Origin of the sequence: Mesorhizobium delmotii, from assembly GCF_900149755.1 — a bacterium.
Taxonomy (GTDB): Bacteria; Pseudomonadota; Alphaproteobacteria; order Rhizobiales; family Rhizobiaceae; genus Mesorhizobium; species Mesorhizobium delmotii.
The window spans coordinates 703,212-717,852 of record NZ_FUIG01000013.1; the positions used below are offsets into that span (position 1 = coordinate 703,212).

Below are 14,641 nucleotides of genomic sequence, written 5' to 3' on the forward strand. Positions count from 1 at the left end.
CCCTGCTTGAGCGAAAATCTCAGGCTTTGCCAATTTTTGCCGCCTTGTCCTTGTCGAACCACCACAGCGCCTCGACCGGAAAGCCGAAATCGGGCTTCTGCTCGGGAAAGCCGAACATGTCCCAATACGCGACTCGGTGATTCGCGAGATAATATGTTGGAATCCAGTCTAGCCGTGCGCGCAAGACCCGATCGAGCGCTTTGAGCACCGTGACCAGTTCGATCCGGCTCTGCGCTTTGCCGGCTGCCTCGATCAGCGCGTCGATGGCTTTGCTTTCCGTACCGGGATAGTTGCGCATCCCCGGCGTTTTCGCCATCCGGGAATCATAGAGGATCTCCAGGCCGTCGGCCGTCGGCGTCGCCCCGATCGACCACGCGAGCAGGCTGAAATCGAAGTCGAAATTGCTCTGCCGCTGTTCATATTGAGTCGAATCGACCTGCCGGATCGAAGCGTCGATTCCGATCGTTTTCATGTTCTCGGCCCACGGGGAGAAAAGCCGAACGATGCCATCGTCCTCGGCCAGCATTTCCACCCGCAATCGCTCGCCCTTTTCATTGACGACGAAATTGCCGGCTCGCTTCCAGCCGGCTTCGGCGAGCAGTCTCGAAGCCGCGCGCAGCAGCTTGCGGTCATGGCCCGAACCGTCGGAGACAGGCTGCATCAGCGCTTCGCCGAAGGTTTCCGGCGGCAACTCGGCTCGGAACGGCTCCAGCAGGGCCAATTCCTCGGGCGAGGGCAGGCCCTCGGCCTTGTAATCCGACCTTTCGAAGTTCGATTGCGAGCGCTCGTAGGCGCCGTAAAACAGAACCCGCTTGGTCCATTCGAAATCGAAGCAATTGGCGATCGCTCGTCTGACGCGCACATCGCGGAATTGCGCACGACGCTGGTTCAGCGCGACAGCCTGCATGGATGGCGTTTTCTCGCCGGGAAATTCGCGTTTGACGACCCTGCCGTCCTTCAGCGCCGGAAAGTCGTAACCGGTCGCCCATACCCGCGAGGTAAATTCCTCGCGAAAATGCGTGTCCCCCTTCTTCAGGGCTTCAAACGCTGCCTGGCGATTAATGTAAAAGTCGATGCGGATGCGGTCGAAATTATAGAGGCCGCGGTTCACGGCCAGATCCCTGCCCCAATAGTCGGCGACGCGTTCATATTCGATGGTCTGTCCGGCGGCCACGCGCCCTATTTTGTATGGTCCGGAGCTGAGCGGCGGTTTCATCGTCGAGGCATCGAATTCGTTGACCGTATAGAAAGCCTTGGACACGATCGGCATTGCAACGATCGCGAGGATATTCTGCGCGGACTGTTTGCCGTTGAAGGTGAGGTCGACGGTAACCGGATCGACGGCGACCGCTTCCATCATATGCCGCAACGCCTGGGAAAGGTTCGGGTGACCCTTGCCCTTGTAAAGCTTCAATGCAAAGGCCACGTCCGCCGCGGTCAGTGGCGAGCCGTCGTGGAAGCGCGCTTGCGGTCGCAGGCTGAAGCGGAAGCCATTGCGGTCCGGCGACAGGGTAACGGACTCGGCAAGCCGGCCATAGACCGCATCCGGCTCATCGAGTGCGCTTGCCATCAGCGAATCGAAACAGAGTTCGGTGCGCGGCGGCGATTCCCCCCTCAACACCAGCGAATTCAGCGTGTTGAACGTCAGGAAGCTCTGATTGAAGGTGGAGTTCGGCGGTGCGAAATTCATCTGGCCGCCCTTGGCGGCGTCCGGATTGACATAGTCGAAATGCCTGAAATCTAGGGAATATTTGAGGTCGCCGAAGGCCGACAGGCCGTGCAGCTTGACGCCGGTCGGGATGGCGGCGAAGGCCCGGCCGGGCAGCAAAGCTGCCGCCGTGGCCGCGGCGCTCAGGGCCAGAAAGTCGCGGCGGGCCAGAGGGGCGCGGCGGGGGAGCGCCGCCATCAATTGCCACTCTTGTATTTTGCCGCCAGCGCCTTTTCCTTGTCCGGATCGATCCACCAGGAATTCTGGTCGACGCCGCTATAGGTCGGCTGCTTTTCCGGGATGCCGAACTTGTTCCAATAGGCTGTCCAGACCACCGACCGGTGGTGTTGCGGCACGACATAGTAATTCCACAGCAGCACCCGGTCGAGCGCTTGGGTGGCAGCAACCAGATCGTCGCGGTCGGTGGCAAAGATGACGCGGTCAACCAGCGCATCAACGACCGGATTCTTGATGCCGGCGTAGTTGCGCGATCCAGGCGTGTCGGCGGCCTTGGAGCTCCAGAAATCACGCTGCTCATTGCCCGGCGAATCCGACTGTCCCAGCTGCGATATGGTGACGTCGAAATCGAAGTTGTTGACGCGGTTGATGTACTGGGTCTGGTCGATCAGCCGCAGCGTGGCGTCGACACCGATCTTGCGCAGATTGGCGATGTAGGGACTGGAAAGGACCTGGTCGGTATCGTTCCAGCCGAGGATTTCGAACTTGAAAGGCTCGCCCGTCTTGGCATTGACCATCTTGCCGCCCTTGATCACCCAGCCCGCCTTGGCGAAGAGATCGACCGCAGTCTTGAGATACTTGCGTTCCGCCTGTGGCGAATCGTAGACCGGCAGCTTGAATTCCTGGGTGAAGACTTCGGGCGGCAGCTTGTCGCGATATGGCTCGAGGATTTCCAACTCCTTGCCTTGCGGCAGGCCGCTCGATGCCAGTTCGGTGCCTTGGAAGTAACTGCTGGTACGGGTGTTGGAACCGAAGAACAAGGTACGATTCATGGTCTCGAAGTCGAGCGGGTAAGTCAGCGCGGCGCGCACCAGACGATCCCCAAACAGCGGACGCCTTGTGTTGAGCATGAAGGCCTGCATCGGTTCGGGCGACGCGGTCTTAAATTCCTGCTTGATGACGTCGCCGGCCTGGACCGCCGGGAAATTATAGGCAGTGTTCCAGCGCCTCGAACTGTTTTCCGGCCTGATGTCATGCAATCCGCCCTTGGTGAAGGCTTGCCAGGCCGCATTGTCGTCGAGAAAGTAGCTGAAACGCTGCCTGTCGAAATTCTCGCGGCCGATCTTCACCGGCAGTTTGGCAGCCCAGTAGTCCGGAACCCTCTGCCAGATGATTTCAGAGCCCGGTTTGAAGCTGGCGATCTTGTAGGCGGCCGAGCCGAGCGGCGGCTCCTGCGTCGGCCTGGTGATGTCGCGCTTCTTGCCGGTGGCGTCGGTGCCTTCCCACCAGTGCTTCGGCAGCACGACGAGATCGCCGAGAATCTTGGGCAATTCCCGGTTGCCCTTCTGGTCGAAATGGAACTCGACCTCGCGGTCGGAAACCGCGACCGCATCGGTGACGTTCTCGAAATAGCGGCTGTACATCGGGCTGTTGGCCTTCAGCACCTGAAACGACCAGATTACGTCGTCGGTGGTGATCGGTTTGCCGTCATGCCATTTGGCGCGCGGGTCGAGGCGGTAGGTTGCCGACGAATAGTCGTCCGGATGTTTGTAGGCGTCGGCGATCAGCGGATGGCTGACGCTGCCTTCGTCGGTCGCCTGCTCCATCAGCGTGTCATAGAGCAAGCCGCCGCCGAAAGGGGCGAAGCCGGCCGCGGCGGAACCCTGGACGATAAAGGGATTGAAGCTGTCGAACGTGCCGAGCACCACCGAATTCAGCGTGCCGCCCTTCGGTGCGTCCGGATTGACGTAGTCGTAGTGCTGGAAGTTATTGCCATATTTGGATTCGCCGATCAGCGACGAGGTGGTGCGCCATTCGTCCGCAAAGGCTGCCTGCAGGCCGCCGGCAAAAGCCGCCACAACCAGCATCGATCTGAGAAACGTTCGGCCAACCGTCATGCCTTCTCCTCTGTGCGATAGCTGTTAGCGGACAATCTAGTTCATTTGACGCTCATGAAAACCGCGACAGGCCGGCTTTGTCGCCGCACATGCGCTTTTCCCATTGAAAAAGCCGGGCTGAACCCGGCTTTTTCAAGGAATGTTTCGATTACTATTGCGTTATTGCGCCGGAGCTGGTGCGGGAGCAGCAGGGGCCGGCGCAGGTGCGGCCGGTGCCTCACCCTCTGCCGGTTTGGCCGGCGCCGCGCCTTCGGCGGGGGCAGCCGCATCCGCTGAAGCGCCAGGCGTCGGCAGCGGCTTCGGACTGTCCGACAGCGTGCGCAGATAGGCGATGACGTTGGCGCGGTCCTCGTCCTTCGGCAGGCCGGCGAAGCCCATCGCCGTGCCCTTCACGAACTTCTTCGGCGAGAGGAGGAAGTGGTTGATGTTGTCGTAGGTCCACTTCTCAGCGCCGCCCTTGGAAAACTCCTTCATACCGGCCGAATAGGCGAAGCCCCCATGCTCGGCGACGGGACGGTCGATGAGGTCCCAGAGGTCGGGGCCGACCTTGTTCGGCCCGCCCTTTTCGCCGGTGTGGCAGGCCTGGCACTTCTTGAACACGGCGGCGCCCGCCTCGACATTGGCGTTGGCCAGAAGGTCGGCGATCGGCTTGGCTTCTGCAGCGGGGGCTGCCGGGCCGCCTTCGGCAGGCTCCTCGGTCGCCTCGATGGCGAAGCCGGGTTTTTCCGGTGCGGGGGAGGCGAACAGCGCATCGGATATGATGCCGATCGAGAAGACGACGAACACGGTTCCGAGCAGGCCGCCGATCAGCTTGTTGATTTCGAAAGAGTCCATACGCCCCAGGCTCCCTTTTCCGGCGGACCGATCTGTCCACTCCGTCCGTCGGTAATCGTGAACCACCCCGCGAGGCGGTCAAATCGGGCGGAAACTAGGTCTTTTGCTCTGGCGTTGCAACACCTATAAGGGCGCTTCCAGTGAGACCTTTTGCCACTTTTCCCTTCCTCTTTTTCGGACGCTTCATCACCCGATGTCCACGCTCATTCTCATCCCGGCCCGCATGGCCTCGACCCGCCTGCCGGGCAAGCCGCTGGCCGACATCGCCGGCGTCCCGATGATTGTCCATGTCGCCCGCCGCGCCGCCGAAGCCGGGCTCGGCCGGGTGGTGGTCGCCACCGATACTGAAAGCGTGGCGGAGGCGGTGCGCGCGCACGGGTTCGAGGCGGTGATGACGCGGGTGGGCCACGAATCGGGCTCAGACCGCATCTTCGAGGCGCTGGTCACGCTGGATCCCGGGCGTAAGGTCGAAACGATCGTCAATGTGCAAGGCGACCTGCCGACCATCGATCCCGACATCATCAATGCCGCGCTGAGGCCTTTTGAGGATGCGACGGTCGACATCGCCACGCTCGGCATCGAGATCGTCCGCGACGAGGAAAAGACCAATCCGAATGTCGTCAAGATCGTCGGCTCGCCGCTGTCGGAGACACGGCTGCGGGCGCTCTACTTCACCCGCGCCACCGCACCCTGGGGCGAGGGGCCGCTCTATCATCACATCGGCCTCTATGCCTATCGCCGCTCAGCGCTCGAGCGCTTCGTCGCGCTGAAGCCGTCGCCGCTGGAACGGCGCGAGAAGCTCGAGCAGTTGCGGGCGATCGAGGCCGGCATGCGCATCGATGCCGAAATCGTGCAGTCGGCGCCGTTCGGCGTCGACACGCCGGACGATCTCGAACGCGCCAGAACCATCCTTTCAACCTGAGACATCTGGTCAACCTGAGACATTTGGCATGCCTGAAAAAACCAACAGAATAGCCTTCCAGGGCGAGCCGGGCGCCAATTCCGACACTGCCTGCCGCAACATGTTCCCTGATATGGAGCCGTTGCCGTGCCCGACCTTCGAGGATGCCTTCAATGCGGTCGAGACCGGCAAGGCCGACCTCGCCATGATCCCGATCGAGAACACGATTGCCGGGCGCGTCGCCGACATCCACCATCTCCTGCCGGAATCGAAGCTGCACATCGTCGGCGAATATTTCCTGCCGATCCATTTCCAGCTGATGGTCTTGCCGGGCGTCAGGCGCGACGAGATCAGGACCGTGCACAGCCACATCCATGCGCTCGGCCAGTGCCGCAAATACATCCGCAAGAACGGCTGGAAGCCGGTGGTCGCCGGCGACACGGCGGGCGCCGCCAAGCTGGTCGCCGAGCTGAAGGACCGCACCATGGCGGCGTTGGCGCCGGCGCTGGCGTCGACGCTCTACGGGCTCGACATCATCGAGGAGAATGTCGAGGATACCGACAGCAACGTCACCCGCTTCGTCGTGCTGACCAGGAACAGGCAATGGGCCGAACGTCCCTCGGCCGACGCCAGGATGATGACGACGTTCATCTTCCGCGTCCGCAACGTGCCGGCCGCGCTCTACAAGGCGATGGGCGGCTTTGCCACCAACGGCATCAATATGACCAAGCTGGAGAGCTACCAGCTCGGCGCATTCACCGCGACCCTGTTTTATGCCGATATCGAGGGCCATCCCGACGACCCGCTGGTAAAACTGGCGCTCGACGAGCTTGCCTTCTTCTCGCGCGAAATGCGGATTCTGGGCGTCTATCCGGCCAGCCAGTCGCGCGAGCAATGGAAGGTGGCGGACTAGCTCCCCTGCGGCGTCCGGTCCTAGCGCCTTGCCAGCTGACGAGCGTCGGGCGACATTCCTGCGATGTGGCTTCTGAAACTGACGCTCGCAATCGCTGGATTGTATGCGGTCTTTGTCGCCGTCGTGTATGTGCTTCAGTCCTGGCTGATCTTTCCGGCCGGTCTTGCGGCGTTCGGACCCGATCTGCCGGCCGGGGCACGCCATGTCGAGCTGGCGACGGAGGATGGCGAGCGCGTCGTTCTGGTACGCCTGCCGGCAAGACAGGCGGCCGAGCCACGCCCGCTCCTGCTGGGATTCGCCGGCAATGCCTGGAACGCCGACGCGCTTGCCCTGATGCTGCACCAGCTATTCCCCGAACATGAGGTCGCTGCGCTGCACTACCGCGGCTATGCGCCGAGCAGCGGAAGCCCGTCGGCTTCCGCCCTGTTCGAGGACGCCCGACGCGCCCATGACCATCTGGCCAGCGATGCCAAAGCCGGCATCGTCGCCATCGGCCTTAGCGTCGGCGCTGCGGTCGCGGTCGATCTGGCGACGGCCCGGCCCCTGCGTGGCATCGTCATGGTTACGCCCTTCGATTCGCTGAAAGAACTCGCCGCTCACCACTATGCCTGGCTGCCGGTTCGCCTCTTGCTGCGGCACCGCATGGAGACGGCAGAAACGCTGCGCGACCTCGATGTGCCCACGGCCGTCATTGTCGCCGAAAACGACACCATCGTTCCTGCGGCACGTTCGGCACCTCTGCGCGAGGCTGCCCGTGATCTGCGCAGCCACATCGCCATAGCGGCTGGCCACAACGACCTCTATGGCCATCCCGACTTCGCCGGAGCGCTACGCGCCTCCGTTGCGGCGGTCACGCGCGATTGACGAGCAGTTCCCAGATGTCGGAATTCCGGATCGACATTCGTCCTTTGGTTGCCACGATCGAAGAAGGGAGACGACCGAGATGAGGAAACCGATCTCAATCGACGACGTCACGCACGATGGCGTCATGCAATCATCCGGGGCCTTCCAATGATCCCCACCATCACCGCCTTTGAGCAGTCGCCCGATCGCGGCAGGGGACTGGCGCGCGACATGCGTGTTCGCTGGGCGCTTGAAGAAGTGGGCCAACCTTACCAGGTTCGTCTTGTTTCGTTCAAAGCGATGAAGGAACCCACGCATCTCGCGCTTCATCCTTTCGGGCAGATTCCGACCTATGAGGAAGGTGATCTTGCGCTGTTCGAGTCGGGGGCGATCGTGCTCCATATCGCCGAGCGCCATGCGGGCCTGTTGCCAGACGATGCGAATGCCAGGGCGCGCGCAATCTCATGGATGTTTGCCGCGCTAAACACCGTGGAGCCGCCGATCCTTGAGCGCCAAACCGCCGTGCTCCTGGAGCGCGACGAGACCTGGCACGAACAGCGCCTGCCTATGGTCGAGGATCGCATCCGTGACCGGCTGGGCGAGCTTTCCGGTCGCCTTGGCGATGCCGACTGGCTCGATGGTGCGTTCAGCGCCGGGGACCTGATGATGGTGCACGTGCTGCTAAGGTTGAGCGGGTCGGGTATACTCGACGAATATCCGAACCTCTCCGCCTATGTCGCCCGCGGCGAAGCCCGGCCCGCCTACAAGCGTGCTTTCGCCGCTCAACTGGCGATTTTCACTGGCAAGTCACCGACCGGCTGATGATGGCTGCTCTCGGTCGAACTTGCTCGAATGATTGATGCCTAGCTCAGCGGCGCGTAGTCGATCTCCAAAAACGCCGCGACCTCTGGGATCCAACGGTCGCGGACGAAGGCGACGTGGTCGGGATGGTCGTTATAGCGGGAATAGGCGGCCTGGTCGGCGAACTCCATCGAGAAGCCGAAGCGATAATCGTTCTTCGGGCTGACCTGCCGCAACTGCTCGAACTTTTCGACGTCCGGTATCGCCGCCAATATTTTCGCGTCGGCAAGGAATTTCTTCTCCTCGACTGAGCTGTCCTTGTGCTTCAGCCTGAACACCACTGTGTGACGGATCATTTTGTCCCCCTATGAGTTTTACGCGCTGTCTGCCCAGGCGCGGATGAGATTATAGGCGATCGCCCCCTTCGGCGGCGTGACCAGGCCGTCCGGATGCTCGCGGGCCAGCATCCACAGCACCTCGTCGCGAAAGAACCAGCGGCAGTCTTCCAGTTCGTTGAGGTCGGCCTGGATGTCGTCGTTGAGCGGCTCGCCGAAACAGCCGATCATCAGCGAATAGGGAAATGGCCAGGGCTGGCTGGCGTGATAGACGACGCGGCCAAGCCGGATGCCGGCTTCCTCCAGCGTTTCACGGCGCACCGCCGCCTCGATTGTCTCGCCCGGTTCGATGAAGCCGGCAAGTGCCGAATACATGCCCGGCGCGAAATGCCGGCCGCGGCCTAGCAGGCATTTTTCGCGCGTCGCCGTCAGCATGATCGCCACCGGGTCGGTGCGCGGAAAATGCTCGGTGGCGCAGGCCGCGCAAAGCCGCTTGTAGCCGCCGGCCCGCATTTCGGCTTCAGCGCCGCATTTGCTGCAGAAGCGGTGGCTGGCATGCCAGGCGAGCAATGCAGCTCCTTGCGCCATCGCGCCGGCCGCCGCTTCGTCGATCAGCCCCTGCATATAGACCGAGCGATAGTCGATGGCCTTGATCGTCTCCGGCAGTTGTTCGGGATCGAGCCCGGCCGGCACCGCGAGCACCGGGCCGCTGTCGGAAAAACCGAGCAGGACGCCATGGTCGAGCCACGCCCGGAGCAGCCGGCTTTCCTCGGCGCCGAACCAGGGGTCGAAGCCACCATCGCTGAGCTTCAGGTAGAGCCGCCCGCAATGCATCAGCAAAAGCCTGGCCGAGGGATCGGCGAGGGCCTTTTCGACGGAATCGTCGGCGCGGTTTTCCGATTGCCGGTCGATCATGTTGCCGGCGAAGCCGACGAATTGGCTCGGCTCACGCAAGGGCGCGTCAAACAGGCGGAAGCTCATGGGGACTCAACTTCACGATGGACAAGGGACAGGCTTATAGCGCCGCCTTTATCTGTTGCGCAAACCGGCGGAGGTCCGACCGCTGGTAGGGCTCGCGCATGCCGTGCCCCCACACCGGGCCCGGCCAGCCGGGATCCCCCTCCGAGCGCGCGATGACATGGACATGCAACTGGCGGACGATGTTGCCAAGTGCGCCGCTGTTTATCTTGGTGCAGCCGGTTACGCTTTTCAGCGCCTGCGCCACCATGTTGGTCTCGAAGGTCAGCATCGCCTGGTCGAGCGGCGTCAAATCATGGATTTCCTCCGCGCCCGGCCGCTGCGGCACCAGGAGCAGCCACGGCCAGCGGCGGTCGTTCATCACCCGCAACTCGCACAAGCCGAGCCACATCAACTGCTCGCTGTCCGCCTCCAGGCGGGCATCCAGCGTGAATCCGGCCTCGAGGCCCGGCGACATCGGCGTTTCCTTCACTTTTGTCGTGTTTTTTAGACTTTTGAACGCTAGAGCGGCTGCCGGTGGCCCGCAAGAGGCGGCAAGCGAATCGTTGCTTTGTGACGGCAGTTATGCTAATGGTTTGGGCATGGTGCTGATTTGCGCCAATGACCCGCCCCGAGGCGGGTTTTTTTGTTTCAGCTTTCGACGCCACTCCCGGCTGATTGATCCTGCGCCCTTGCATTTCATCGCCGAATTGCCGATATGGAAAGCGGGAGGTTGGTGGTGGACGGTCCACTCGCCAACCGGGTCAGGTCCGGAAGGAAGCAGCCCTAACGAGCCCGGAACGGGTCATTGTTCCAGCCTCCCACCTCTTCGCCTTTCTCCCGCGACATTGACGGCGCTAAGCCCTGCGGGCGAAACTATGCGCAGGAATCGGCCGCCTGCAGGCGCGGCCTTGGAGCTTTACGGGCGAATGAGCGAAGCCGGAAATTCGGGAACGGAAAAGGCCGCCGCCTATCGCGTTCTGGCGCGCAAATACCGTCCTGCGAATTTCTCCGAACTGATCGGCCAGGAGCCGATGGTCCGCACCCTCACCAACGCCTTCGCCACCGGCCGGATAGCCCAGGCCTGGATGCTGACCGGCGTGCGCGGTGTCGGCAAGACGACGACGGCGCGCATACTCGCGCGGGCCCTGAACTACAAAACATCGACCGTCGACCAGCCTTCGGTCGATCTTGCGGTGCTGGGCGAGCATTGCCAGGCGATCATGGAAGGCCGCCATGTCGATGTCATTGAGATGGACGCCGCCTCGCACACTGGCATCGACGACATCAGAGACATCATCGAGCGCGTGCGTTACGCGCCGGTATCTGCGCGCTACAAGGTCTACATCATCGACGAAGTGCACATGCTCTCGACCCAGGCCTTCAACGGCCTGCTGAAGACGCTGGAAGAGCCACCACCGCACGTCAAATTCATCTTCGCCACCACCGAAATCCGAAAAGTTCCGATCACCGTCTTGTCGCGCTGCCAGCGCTTCGACCTCAGGCGTATCGATGCCGGCACGCTGGTCGCGCATCTCTCCTCGATCGCCGCTAGGGAAGGCATTGCCGTCGACGACGACGCGCTGGCGATGATCGCCCGCGCGGCCGAAGGGTCGGCGCGCGATTCGCTGTCCATTCTCGACCAGGCGATCGCCCATGGCAGCGGCGCTGTCAGCGCCGAAGCGGTGCGCGCCATGCTGGGGCTCGCCGACCGCGCCCGCATCGTCGACCTGTTCGAATATGTGATGAAGGGCGACGTGGCGGCCGCACTGGCCGAATTCCGCAACCAGTACGACACCGGCGCCGATCCGGCCGCGGTGCTGACCGACCTTGCCGAGTTCAACCACCTCGTCACCCGGTTGCGCTTCGTGCCGACCGCGCTCGAGGACGCCTCGCTGTCCGAGGACGAGCGACGACGCGGCGCCGATTTCGCCAAGGCGCTGTCGGTCAGGGTGCTGTCGCGGACCTGGCAGATGCTGTTGAAAGGCATTCCCGAGGTGCAGTCCTCCAACCGGCCGGTCAGTGCCGCCGAAATGGTGCTGATCCGGCTGGCGCATGCCGCCGACCTGCCGACACTGGACGAGGCGCTGAAATCGCTGGAGGGCGGAGCGTCGGTGCCGGGTGGAGCGCCACGCCTGAATGGTGCGCCGGCAAGCTCTGGACCGGCAAGCCCCGGCCCAGCAAATTCTGGCCCCGCAAATCCCAGCAACGGCGGCGCCAGCGCCGTGGCGCAGACGCGGATGCCAACGGCCAATGGCGGCGCGCAGACGATGCGGCTGGTAGCACCCGAGCCGATGCCTGCGGCTTTCGTTCCGGCGCCGGAGCCGGTCGCGGATGCGCCGGTGCCGGTACCGGTGAAGTCGCTGGCCGACATCGTCGTCCTTGCCGACGCCCAGCGCGACATCGCCTTCAAGGTGCTGGTGAAGCGCTGCGTGCGCCTGGTGCGCATCGAGCCGGGCCGCATCGACGTCAGCCTGACCGATGACGCGCCGAAGATGCTGCTCAACGATCTGACCGCCAAATTGCGCGCCTGGACCGGCCGCAGCTGGCTGATCTCGCTGTCAAAGGAAGAGGGCGGCCAGACGCTGGCCGAGATGGAATCGACCAAACGCGAAAACGCGCTCCTCGATGCCAGGAGCGACCCAACCGTCGCCGCTATCCTGGCGCGTTTTCCCGGCGCCAAGATCATCGACGTGCGCATTCCCGACGCACCGGAAGCCGATGCGGTGGAGGCAGAGGTTCCGATCGAGCCGGCCACAGACGACGACGAAACCTAAGCATGATCCCGAAAAGTGGGAGCCGGTTTTCGGAGAAGATCATGCTTAAACAAGAAACCAGATCAATCGTAGAGGACCACGCGATGAAAGATCTTCTCGGCCTGATGGGCAAGGCGAAAGAAATGCAGGCCAAGTTCCAGGCCATGCAGGACGAGATCGCCACGTTGGAAGCCACCGGACAGGCCGGCGGCGGCCTGGTCAGCGTGACGCTGACCGGCAAATTCGAGATGAAGTCCCTGAAAATCGACCCGTCGCTGTTCAAGGAGGACGAGGTCGAGATTCTGGAGGATCTGCTTCTCGCCGCCCACAATGACGCCAGGGCCAAGGTCGAGCAGATGATGCAGCAAAAGACCCAGGCATTGACCGCAGGACTGCCGATACCGCCGGGAATGAAGCTGCCGTTCTAAGGTGTGTTGATAGCTATGCGGTCGACTGAGCCCATTGCTCCAGCCTTGGGGAAGCCCCTCCTGTGGAGATCCTAAGATAGGATCCATGCCGTTATAGTGGCCATGGAGTGCCATGCCGCGATCCGGCGGTCGCTTGCTCCACCGGTGTGTCCATTCGGCAACTCCGCACACTGAATAACGCTTTAGCCATCTTTTTGCCTGAAAGTGTCTCATTCTTGCCGCAACCAGGGGCGGGCTGGCGACAGAATGAGGGGATATCTTTGAGCGCGACCCGATGGAAGACGCCGTTGTGGCTCGGCGTCATCACCTCTCCGCTGTTTTTGGCAGCCTGCAGTCAGACCACCTCGCACGGCCTGTCCGTAGCCAGCCGGACCGATACCGTCAGGTCCCGGCCCTACAGTCACACAGCGAAGGACAAGGAGTGCCTCCAGCGCGCGATGTTCTTCGAATCCAACCGGTCGAGCCGTGACGGCATGATTGCCGTCGGCACGGTGGTGATGAACCGGCTGCGCTCCGGCAAGCACGGCAACACCATTTGCCAGGTGGTCGGCGAACGTGGCCAGTTCGCGCCGGGCGTGATGACACGGCGGATGAATTCGAAGGCGATGCCCGATGTCGAGGAAGCCGCCGAGGCGGTGCTCAAGGGCGAGCGCAAGGCCAAGCTGAAGAACTCGATGTTCTTTCACACCGCCGGCCTGCGTTTCCCCTACAAGAACATGCACTACACCATGGTCGCCGGCGGCAACGCCTTCTACGAAAAGCGCGGCCGGAACTGGAAACCGTTGCCGGACGAGCCCACGGTCGCCATGGCACAGTCCGCACCGCGGACTTCGGCGCGCGCCGCACCGGTGACGCTCGTGGCCTCCGCGGCGCCGGCCGCCAAGGCAGAATTCGCCAAGGCAACCTACGTGACCGCAATCGCATCGCAACCGGCAAAGGCGACGACAGAGAAGACGACGCCAGAGAAGACGACGCTTGTGGCGATGCAGGAGCCGGACGCCGCCCGTTTCGGCGACACCGCCGGTGCGCGACCGGTCACGTCATTCCCGGCGGCGCCGGCCGAGCCGACGATGTCGTTTGAATCGACACCCGAGAACACCGACGCCATTGGCGCGATGATCGCCGGCCAGGGCAGGCCGCTGGAAGCCTACTGAGGCGATCGACCGTCGACGTCGGCGCCGCCCCTCATCTGCCTGCCGGCATCTTCTCCCCGTATAGTGACGGGGAGAAAGGGCTGGCCGCAACCTTGGCACCTTTCCTGCGCGCTTGAGATTGGCGAAATCTTTTGCGAAGGCGCCCTTTCTCCCCGTCACTATACGGGGAGAAATGCCCGGCAGGGCAATGAGGGGCAGCGCAAACCTGAGCGATTGTTTCGCGGCAGCCGCGCCGCAGGAGTGTTCCAAAGCGTGCGGAAAAATCATAAACCGATGCGATGTCGAAGCGAATCGCCGGTCCCGAGATCGAACGCCTGATCCAGCTTCTGGCCAAGGTGCCGGGGCTTGGGCCCCGTTCGGCAAGGCGAGCAGCGCTTCACCTCATCAAGAAGAAGGAGCAGTTGCTGTCGCCGCTGGCCGCCGCCATGAGCGAGGCGGTCGACAAGGTGCGCATTTGCTCGGCCTGCGGCAATGTCGATACATCCGACCCCTGCATGATCTGCACCGATCCGCGCCGCGACGCCGGCACGCTTATCGTCGTCGAGGACGTGGCCGACCTGTGGGCGCTGGAGCGGGCGGCCGCTATGAATGTCCGCTATCACGTGCTCGGCGGCTCGCTGTCGCCGCTTGACGGCATCGGCCCCGAGCAGCTCAACATCCGCTCGCTGGTCGACCGCGTCGCCGGTGGCGAGGTCAAGGAGGTGATCCTTGCCGTCAACGCCACGGTCGAGGGCCAGACCACCGCGCATTATCTCACCGATCAATTGTCCGGCTTCGACATCAAAGTAACGCGGCTGGCGCATGGCGTCCCGGTCGGCGGCGAACTCGACTATCTCGACGAAGGCACGCTGGCCGCCGCGCTGCGCTCGCGGACGGCGTTTTGAGGAAGGGGGGCCTATTGAGATGATTGCATTCCTTCGCGCCCCCCTCTGTCCT

14 protein-coding genes and 1 other RNA gene are annotated in these 14,641 nt (G+C 62.9%); 9 read left to right on the top strand and 6 right to left on the bottom strand.

Features of this window, described 5'->3' with window-relative positions; genetic code table 11:
* Window positions 1-19: 19 nt before the first annotated feature.
* The 3 genes from BQ8482_RS04865 to BQ8482_RS04875 all read right to left on the bottom strand — a co-directional run bounded on the left by BQ8482_RS04865 (window position 20) and on the right by BQ8482_RS04875 (window position 4,617).
* Window positions 20-1,906, bottom strand: a complete 1,887-nt coding sequence (locus BQ8482_RS04865) for an extracellular solute-binding protein (RefSeq protein WP_123146484.1) — start codon at window positions 1,904-1,906, stop codon at window positions 20-22.
* Complete coding sequence (locus BQ8482_RS04870) at window positions 1,906-3,783, bottom strand: extracellular solute-binding protein (RefSeq protein ID WP_123146485.1); 1,878 nt, start codon at window positions 3,781-3,783, stop codon at window positions 1,906-1,908. The genes BQ8482_RS04865 and BQ8482_RS04870 overlap by 1 nt, the downstream gene beginning before the upstream one ends.
* A 159-nt stretch (window positions 3,784-3,942) precedes the next feature.
* A complete protein-coding gene (locus tag BQ8482_RS04875; RefSeq protein WP_123146486.1) occupies window positions 3,943-4,617 on the bottom strand; it encodes a c-type cytochrome in 675 nt (224 codons plus the stop codon).
* A gap of 193 nt (window positions 4,618-4,810) precedes the next feature.
* Between BQ8482_RS04875 and BQ8482_RS04880 the strand changes: the two genes are divergently transcribed.
* From BQ8482_RS04880 to BQ8482_RS04895, 4 genes are all read left to right on the top strand, one after another.
* The gene (locus tag BQ8482_RS04880; protein WP_123146487.1) at window positions 4,811-5,539 is read left to right on the top strand and encodes a 3-deoxy-manno-octulosonate cytidylyltransferase; all 729 of its coding nucleotides are present in this window, start codon (window positions 4,811-4,813) and stop codon (window positions 5,537-5,539) included.
* Window positions 5,540-5,567: 28 nt separating this feature from the next.
* Window positions 5,568-6,431 (top strand): prephenate dehydratase, encoded by an 864-nt coding sequence (locus BQ8482_RS04885; protein WP_123146488.1) that lies wholly within the window; start codon window positions 5,568-5,570, stop codon window positions 6,429-6,431.
* Between the two features lie 63 nt (window positions 6,432-6,494).
* Entirely contained in the window at window positions 6,495-7,295 is an 801-nt protein-coding gene (locus tag BQ8482_RS04890) for an alpha/beta hydrolase (RefSeq protein WP_123146489.1), read from the top strand.
* Between the two features lie 147 nt (window positions 7,296-7,442).
* Window positions 7,443-8,096 (top strand): glutathione S-transferase family protein, encoded by a 654-nt coding sequence (locus BQ8482_RS04895; RefSeq protein WP_123146490.1) that lies wholly within the window; start codon window positions 7,443-7,445, stop codon window positions 8,094-8,096.
* A 41-nt stretch (window positions 8,097-8,137) separates the two neighbouring features.
* On the opposite strand, the gene BQ8482_RS04900 is transcribed toward BQ8482_RS04895, so the two are convergent.
* Genes BQ8482_RS04900 through BQ8482_RS04910 form a run of 3 tightly spaced genes read right to left on the bottom strand, consistent with a single transcriptional unit; the run spans window position 8,138 to window position 9,845 of the window.
* Window positions 8,138-8,431: a Dabb family protein gene (locus tag BQ8482_RS04900; RefSeq protein WP_123146491.1), complete on the bottom strand. Its 294-nt coding sequence runs from the start codon at window positions 8,429-8,431 to the stop codon at window positions 8,138-8,140.
* An 18-nt stretch (window positions 8,432-8,449) separates the two neighbouring features.
* The gene (nudC, locus tag BQ8482_RS04905; protein WP_123146492.1) at window positions 8,450-9,391 is read right to left on the bottom strand and encodes an NAD(+) diphosphatase; all 942 of its coding nucleotides are present in this window, start codon (window positions 9,389-9,391) and stop codon (window positions 8,450-8,452) included.
* A gap of 34 nt (window positions 9,392-9,425) precedes the next feature.
* Complete coding sequence (locus BQ8482_RS04910) at window positions 9,426-9,845, bottom strand: HIT domain-containing protein (RefSeq protein ID WP_123146493.1); 420 nt, start codon at window positions 9,843-9,845, stop codon at window positions 9,426-9,428.
* A gap of 250 nt (window positions 9,846-10,095) precedes the next feature.
* Here BQ8482_RS04910 and ffs point away from each other — a divergent pair.
* The 5 genes from ffs to recR all read left to right on the top strand — a co-directional run bounded on the left by ffs (window position 10,096) and on the right by recR (window position 14,589).
* Window positions 10,096-10,192, top strand: an RNA gene (ffs, locus tag BQ8482_RS04915) — signal recognition particle sRNA small type.
* A 104-nt stretch (window positions 10,193-10,296) separates the two neighbouring features.
* On the top strand, window positions 10,297-12,144 hold the full coding sequence (locus BQ8482_RS04920) for a DNA polymerase III subunit gamma/tau (RefSeq protein ID WP_123146494.1): 1,848 nt from the start codon (window positions 10,297-10,299) through the stop codon (window positions 12,142-12,144).
* 83 nt (window positions 12,145-12,227) lie between these two features.
* Entirely contained in the window at window positions 12,228-12,551 is a 324-nt protein-coding gene (locus BQ8482_RS04925) for a YbaB/EbfC family nucleoid-associated protein (RefSeq protein ID WP_123146495.1), read from the top strand.
* A 260-nt stretch (window positions 12,552-12,811) separates the two neighbouring features.
* A complete protein-coding gene (locus BQ8482_RS04930) occupies window positions 12,812-13,705 on the top strand; it encodes a cell wall hydrolase (RefSeq protein WP_123146496.1) in 894 nt (297 codons plus the stop codon).
* Window positions 13,706-13,983: 278 nt separating this feature from the next.
* A complete protein-coding gene (gene recR / locus BQ8482_RS04940; RefSeq protein ID WP_123146497.1) occupies window positions 13,984-14,589 on the top strand; it encodes a recombination mediator RecR in 606 nt (201 codons plus the stop codon).
* Window positions 14,590-14,641 lie beyond the last annotated feature (52 nt).

What these genes read in the sequence shown, in the direction of transcription:
- BQ8482_RS04895 (WP_123146490.1), top strand. Translation starts at nt 7,443, where the DNA reads ATGATCCCCACCATCACCGCCTTTGAGCAGTCGCCCGATCGCGGCAGG.
- BQ8482_RS04920 (WP_123146494.1), top strand. Translation starts at nt 10,297, where the DNA reads ATGAGCGAAGCCGGAAATTCGGGAACGGAAAAGGCCGCCGCCTATCGC.
- BQ8482_RS04875 (WP_123146486.1), bottom strand. Translation starts at nt 4,617, where the DNA reads ATGGACTCTTTCGAAATCAACAAGCTGATCGGCGGCCTGCTCGGAACC.
- BQ8482_RS04890 (WP_123146489.1), top strand. Translation starts at nt 6,495, where the DNA reads ATGTGGCTTCTGAAACTGACGCTCGCAATCGCTGGATTGTATGCGGTC.
- BQ8482_RS04865 (WP_123146484.1), bottom strand. Translation starts at nt 1,906, where the DNA reads ATGGCGGCGCTCCCCCGCCGCGCCCCTCTGGCCCGCCGCGACTTTCTG.
- BQ8482_RS04910 (WP_123146493.1), bottom strand. Translation starts at nt 9,845, where the DNA reads ATGTCGCCGGGCCTCGAGGCCGGATTCACGCTGGATGCCCGCCTGGAG.
- BQ8482_RS04870 (WP_123146485.1), bottom strand. Translation starts at nt 3,783, where the DNA reads ATGACGGTTGGCCGAACGTTTCTCAGATCGATGCTGGTTGTGGCGGCT.
- BQ8482_RS04880 (WP_123146487.1), top strand. Translation starts at nt 4,811, where the DNA reads ATGTCCACGCTCATTCTCATCCCGGCCCGCATGGCCTCGACCCGCCTG.
- BQ8482_RS04925 (WP_123146495.1), top strand. Translation starts at nt 12,228, where the DNA reads ATGAAAGATCTTCTCGGCCTGATGGGCAAGGCGAAAGAAATGCAGGCC.
- BQ8482_RS04885 (WP_123146488.1), top strand. Translation starts at nt 5,568, where the DNA reads ATGCCTGAAAAAACCAACAGAATAGCCTTCCAGGGCGAGCCGGGCGCC.
- recR (WP_123146497.1), top strand. Translation starts at nt 13,984, where the DNA reads ATGTCGAAGCGAATCGCCGGTCCCGAGATCGAACGCCTGATCCAGCTT.
- nudC (WP_123146492.1), bottom strand. Translation starts at nt 9,391, where the DNA reads ATGAGCTTCCGCCTGTTTGACGCGCCCTTGCGTGAGCCGAGCCAATTC.
- BQ8482_RS04900 (WP_123146491.1), bottom strand. Translation starts at nt 8,431, where the DNA reads ATGATCCGTCACACAGTGGTGTTCAGGCTGAAGCACAAGGACAGCTCA.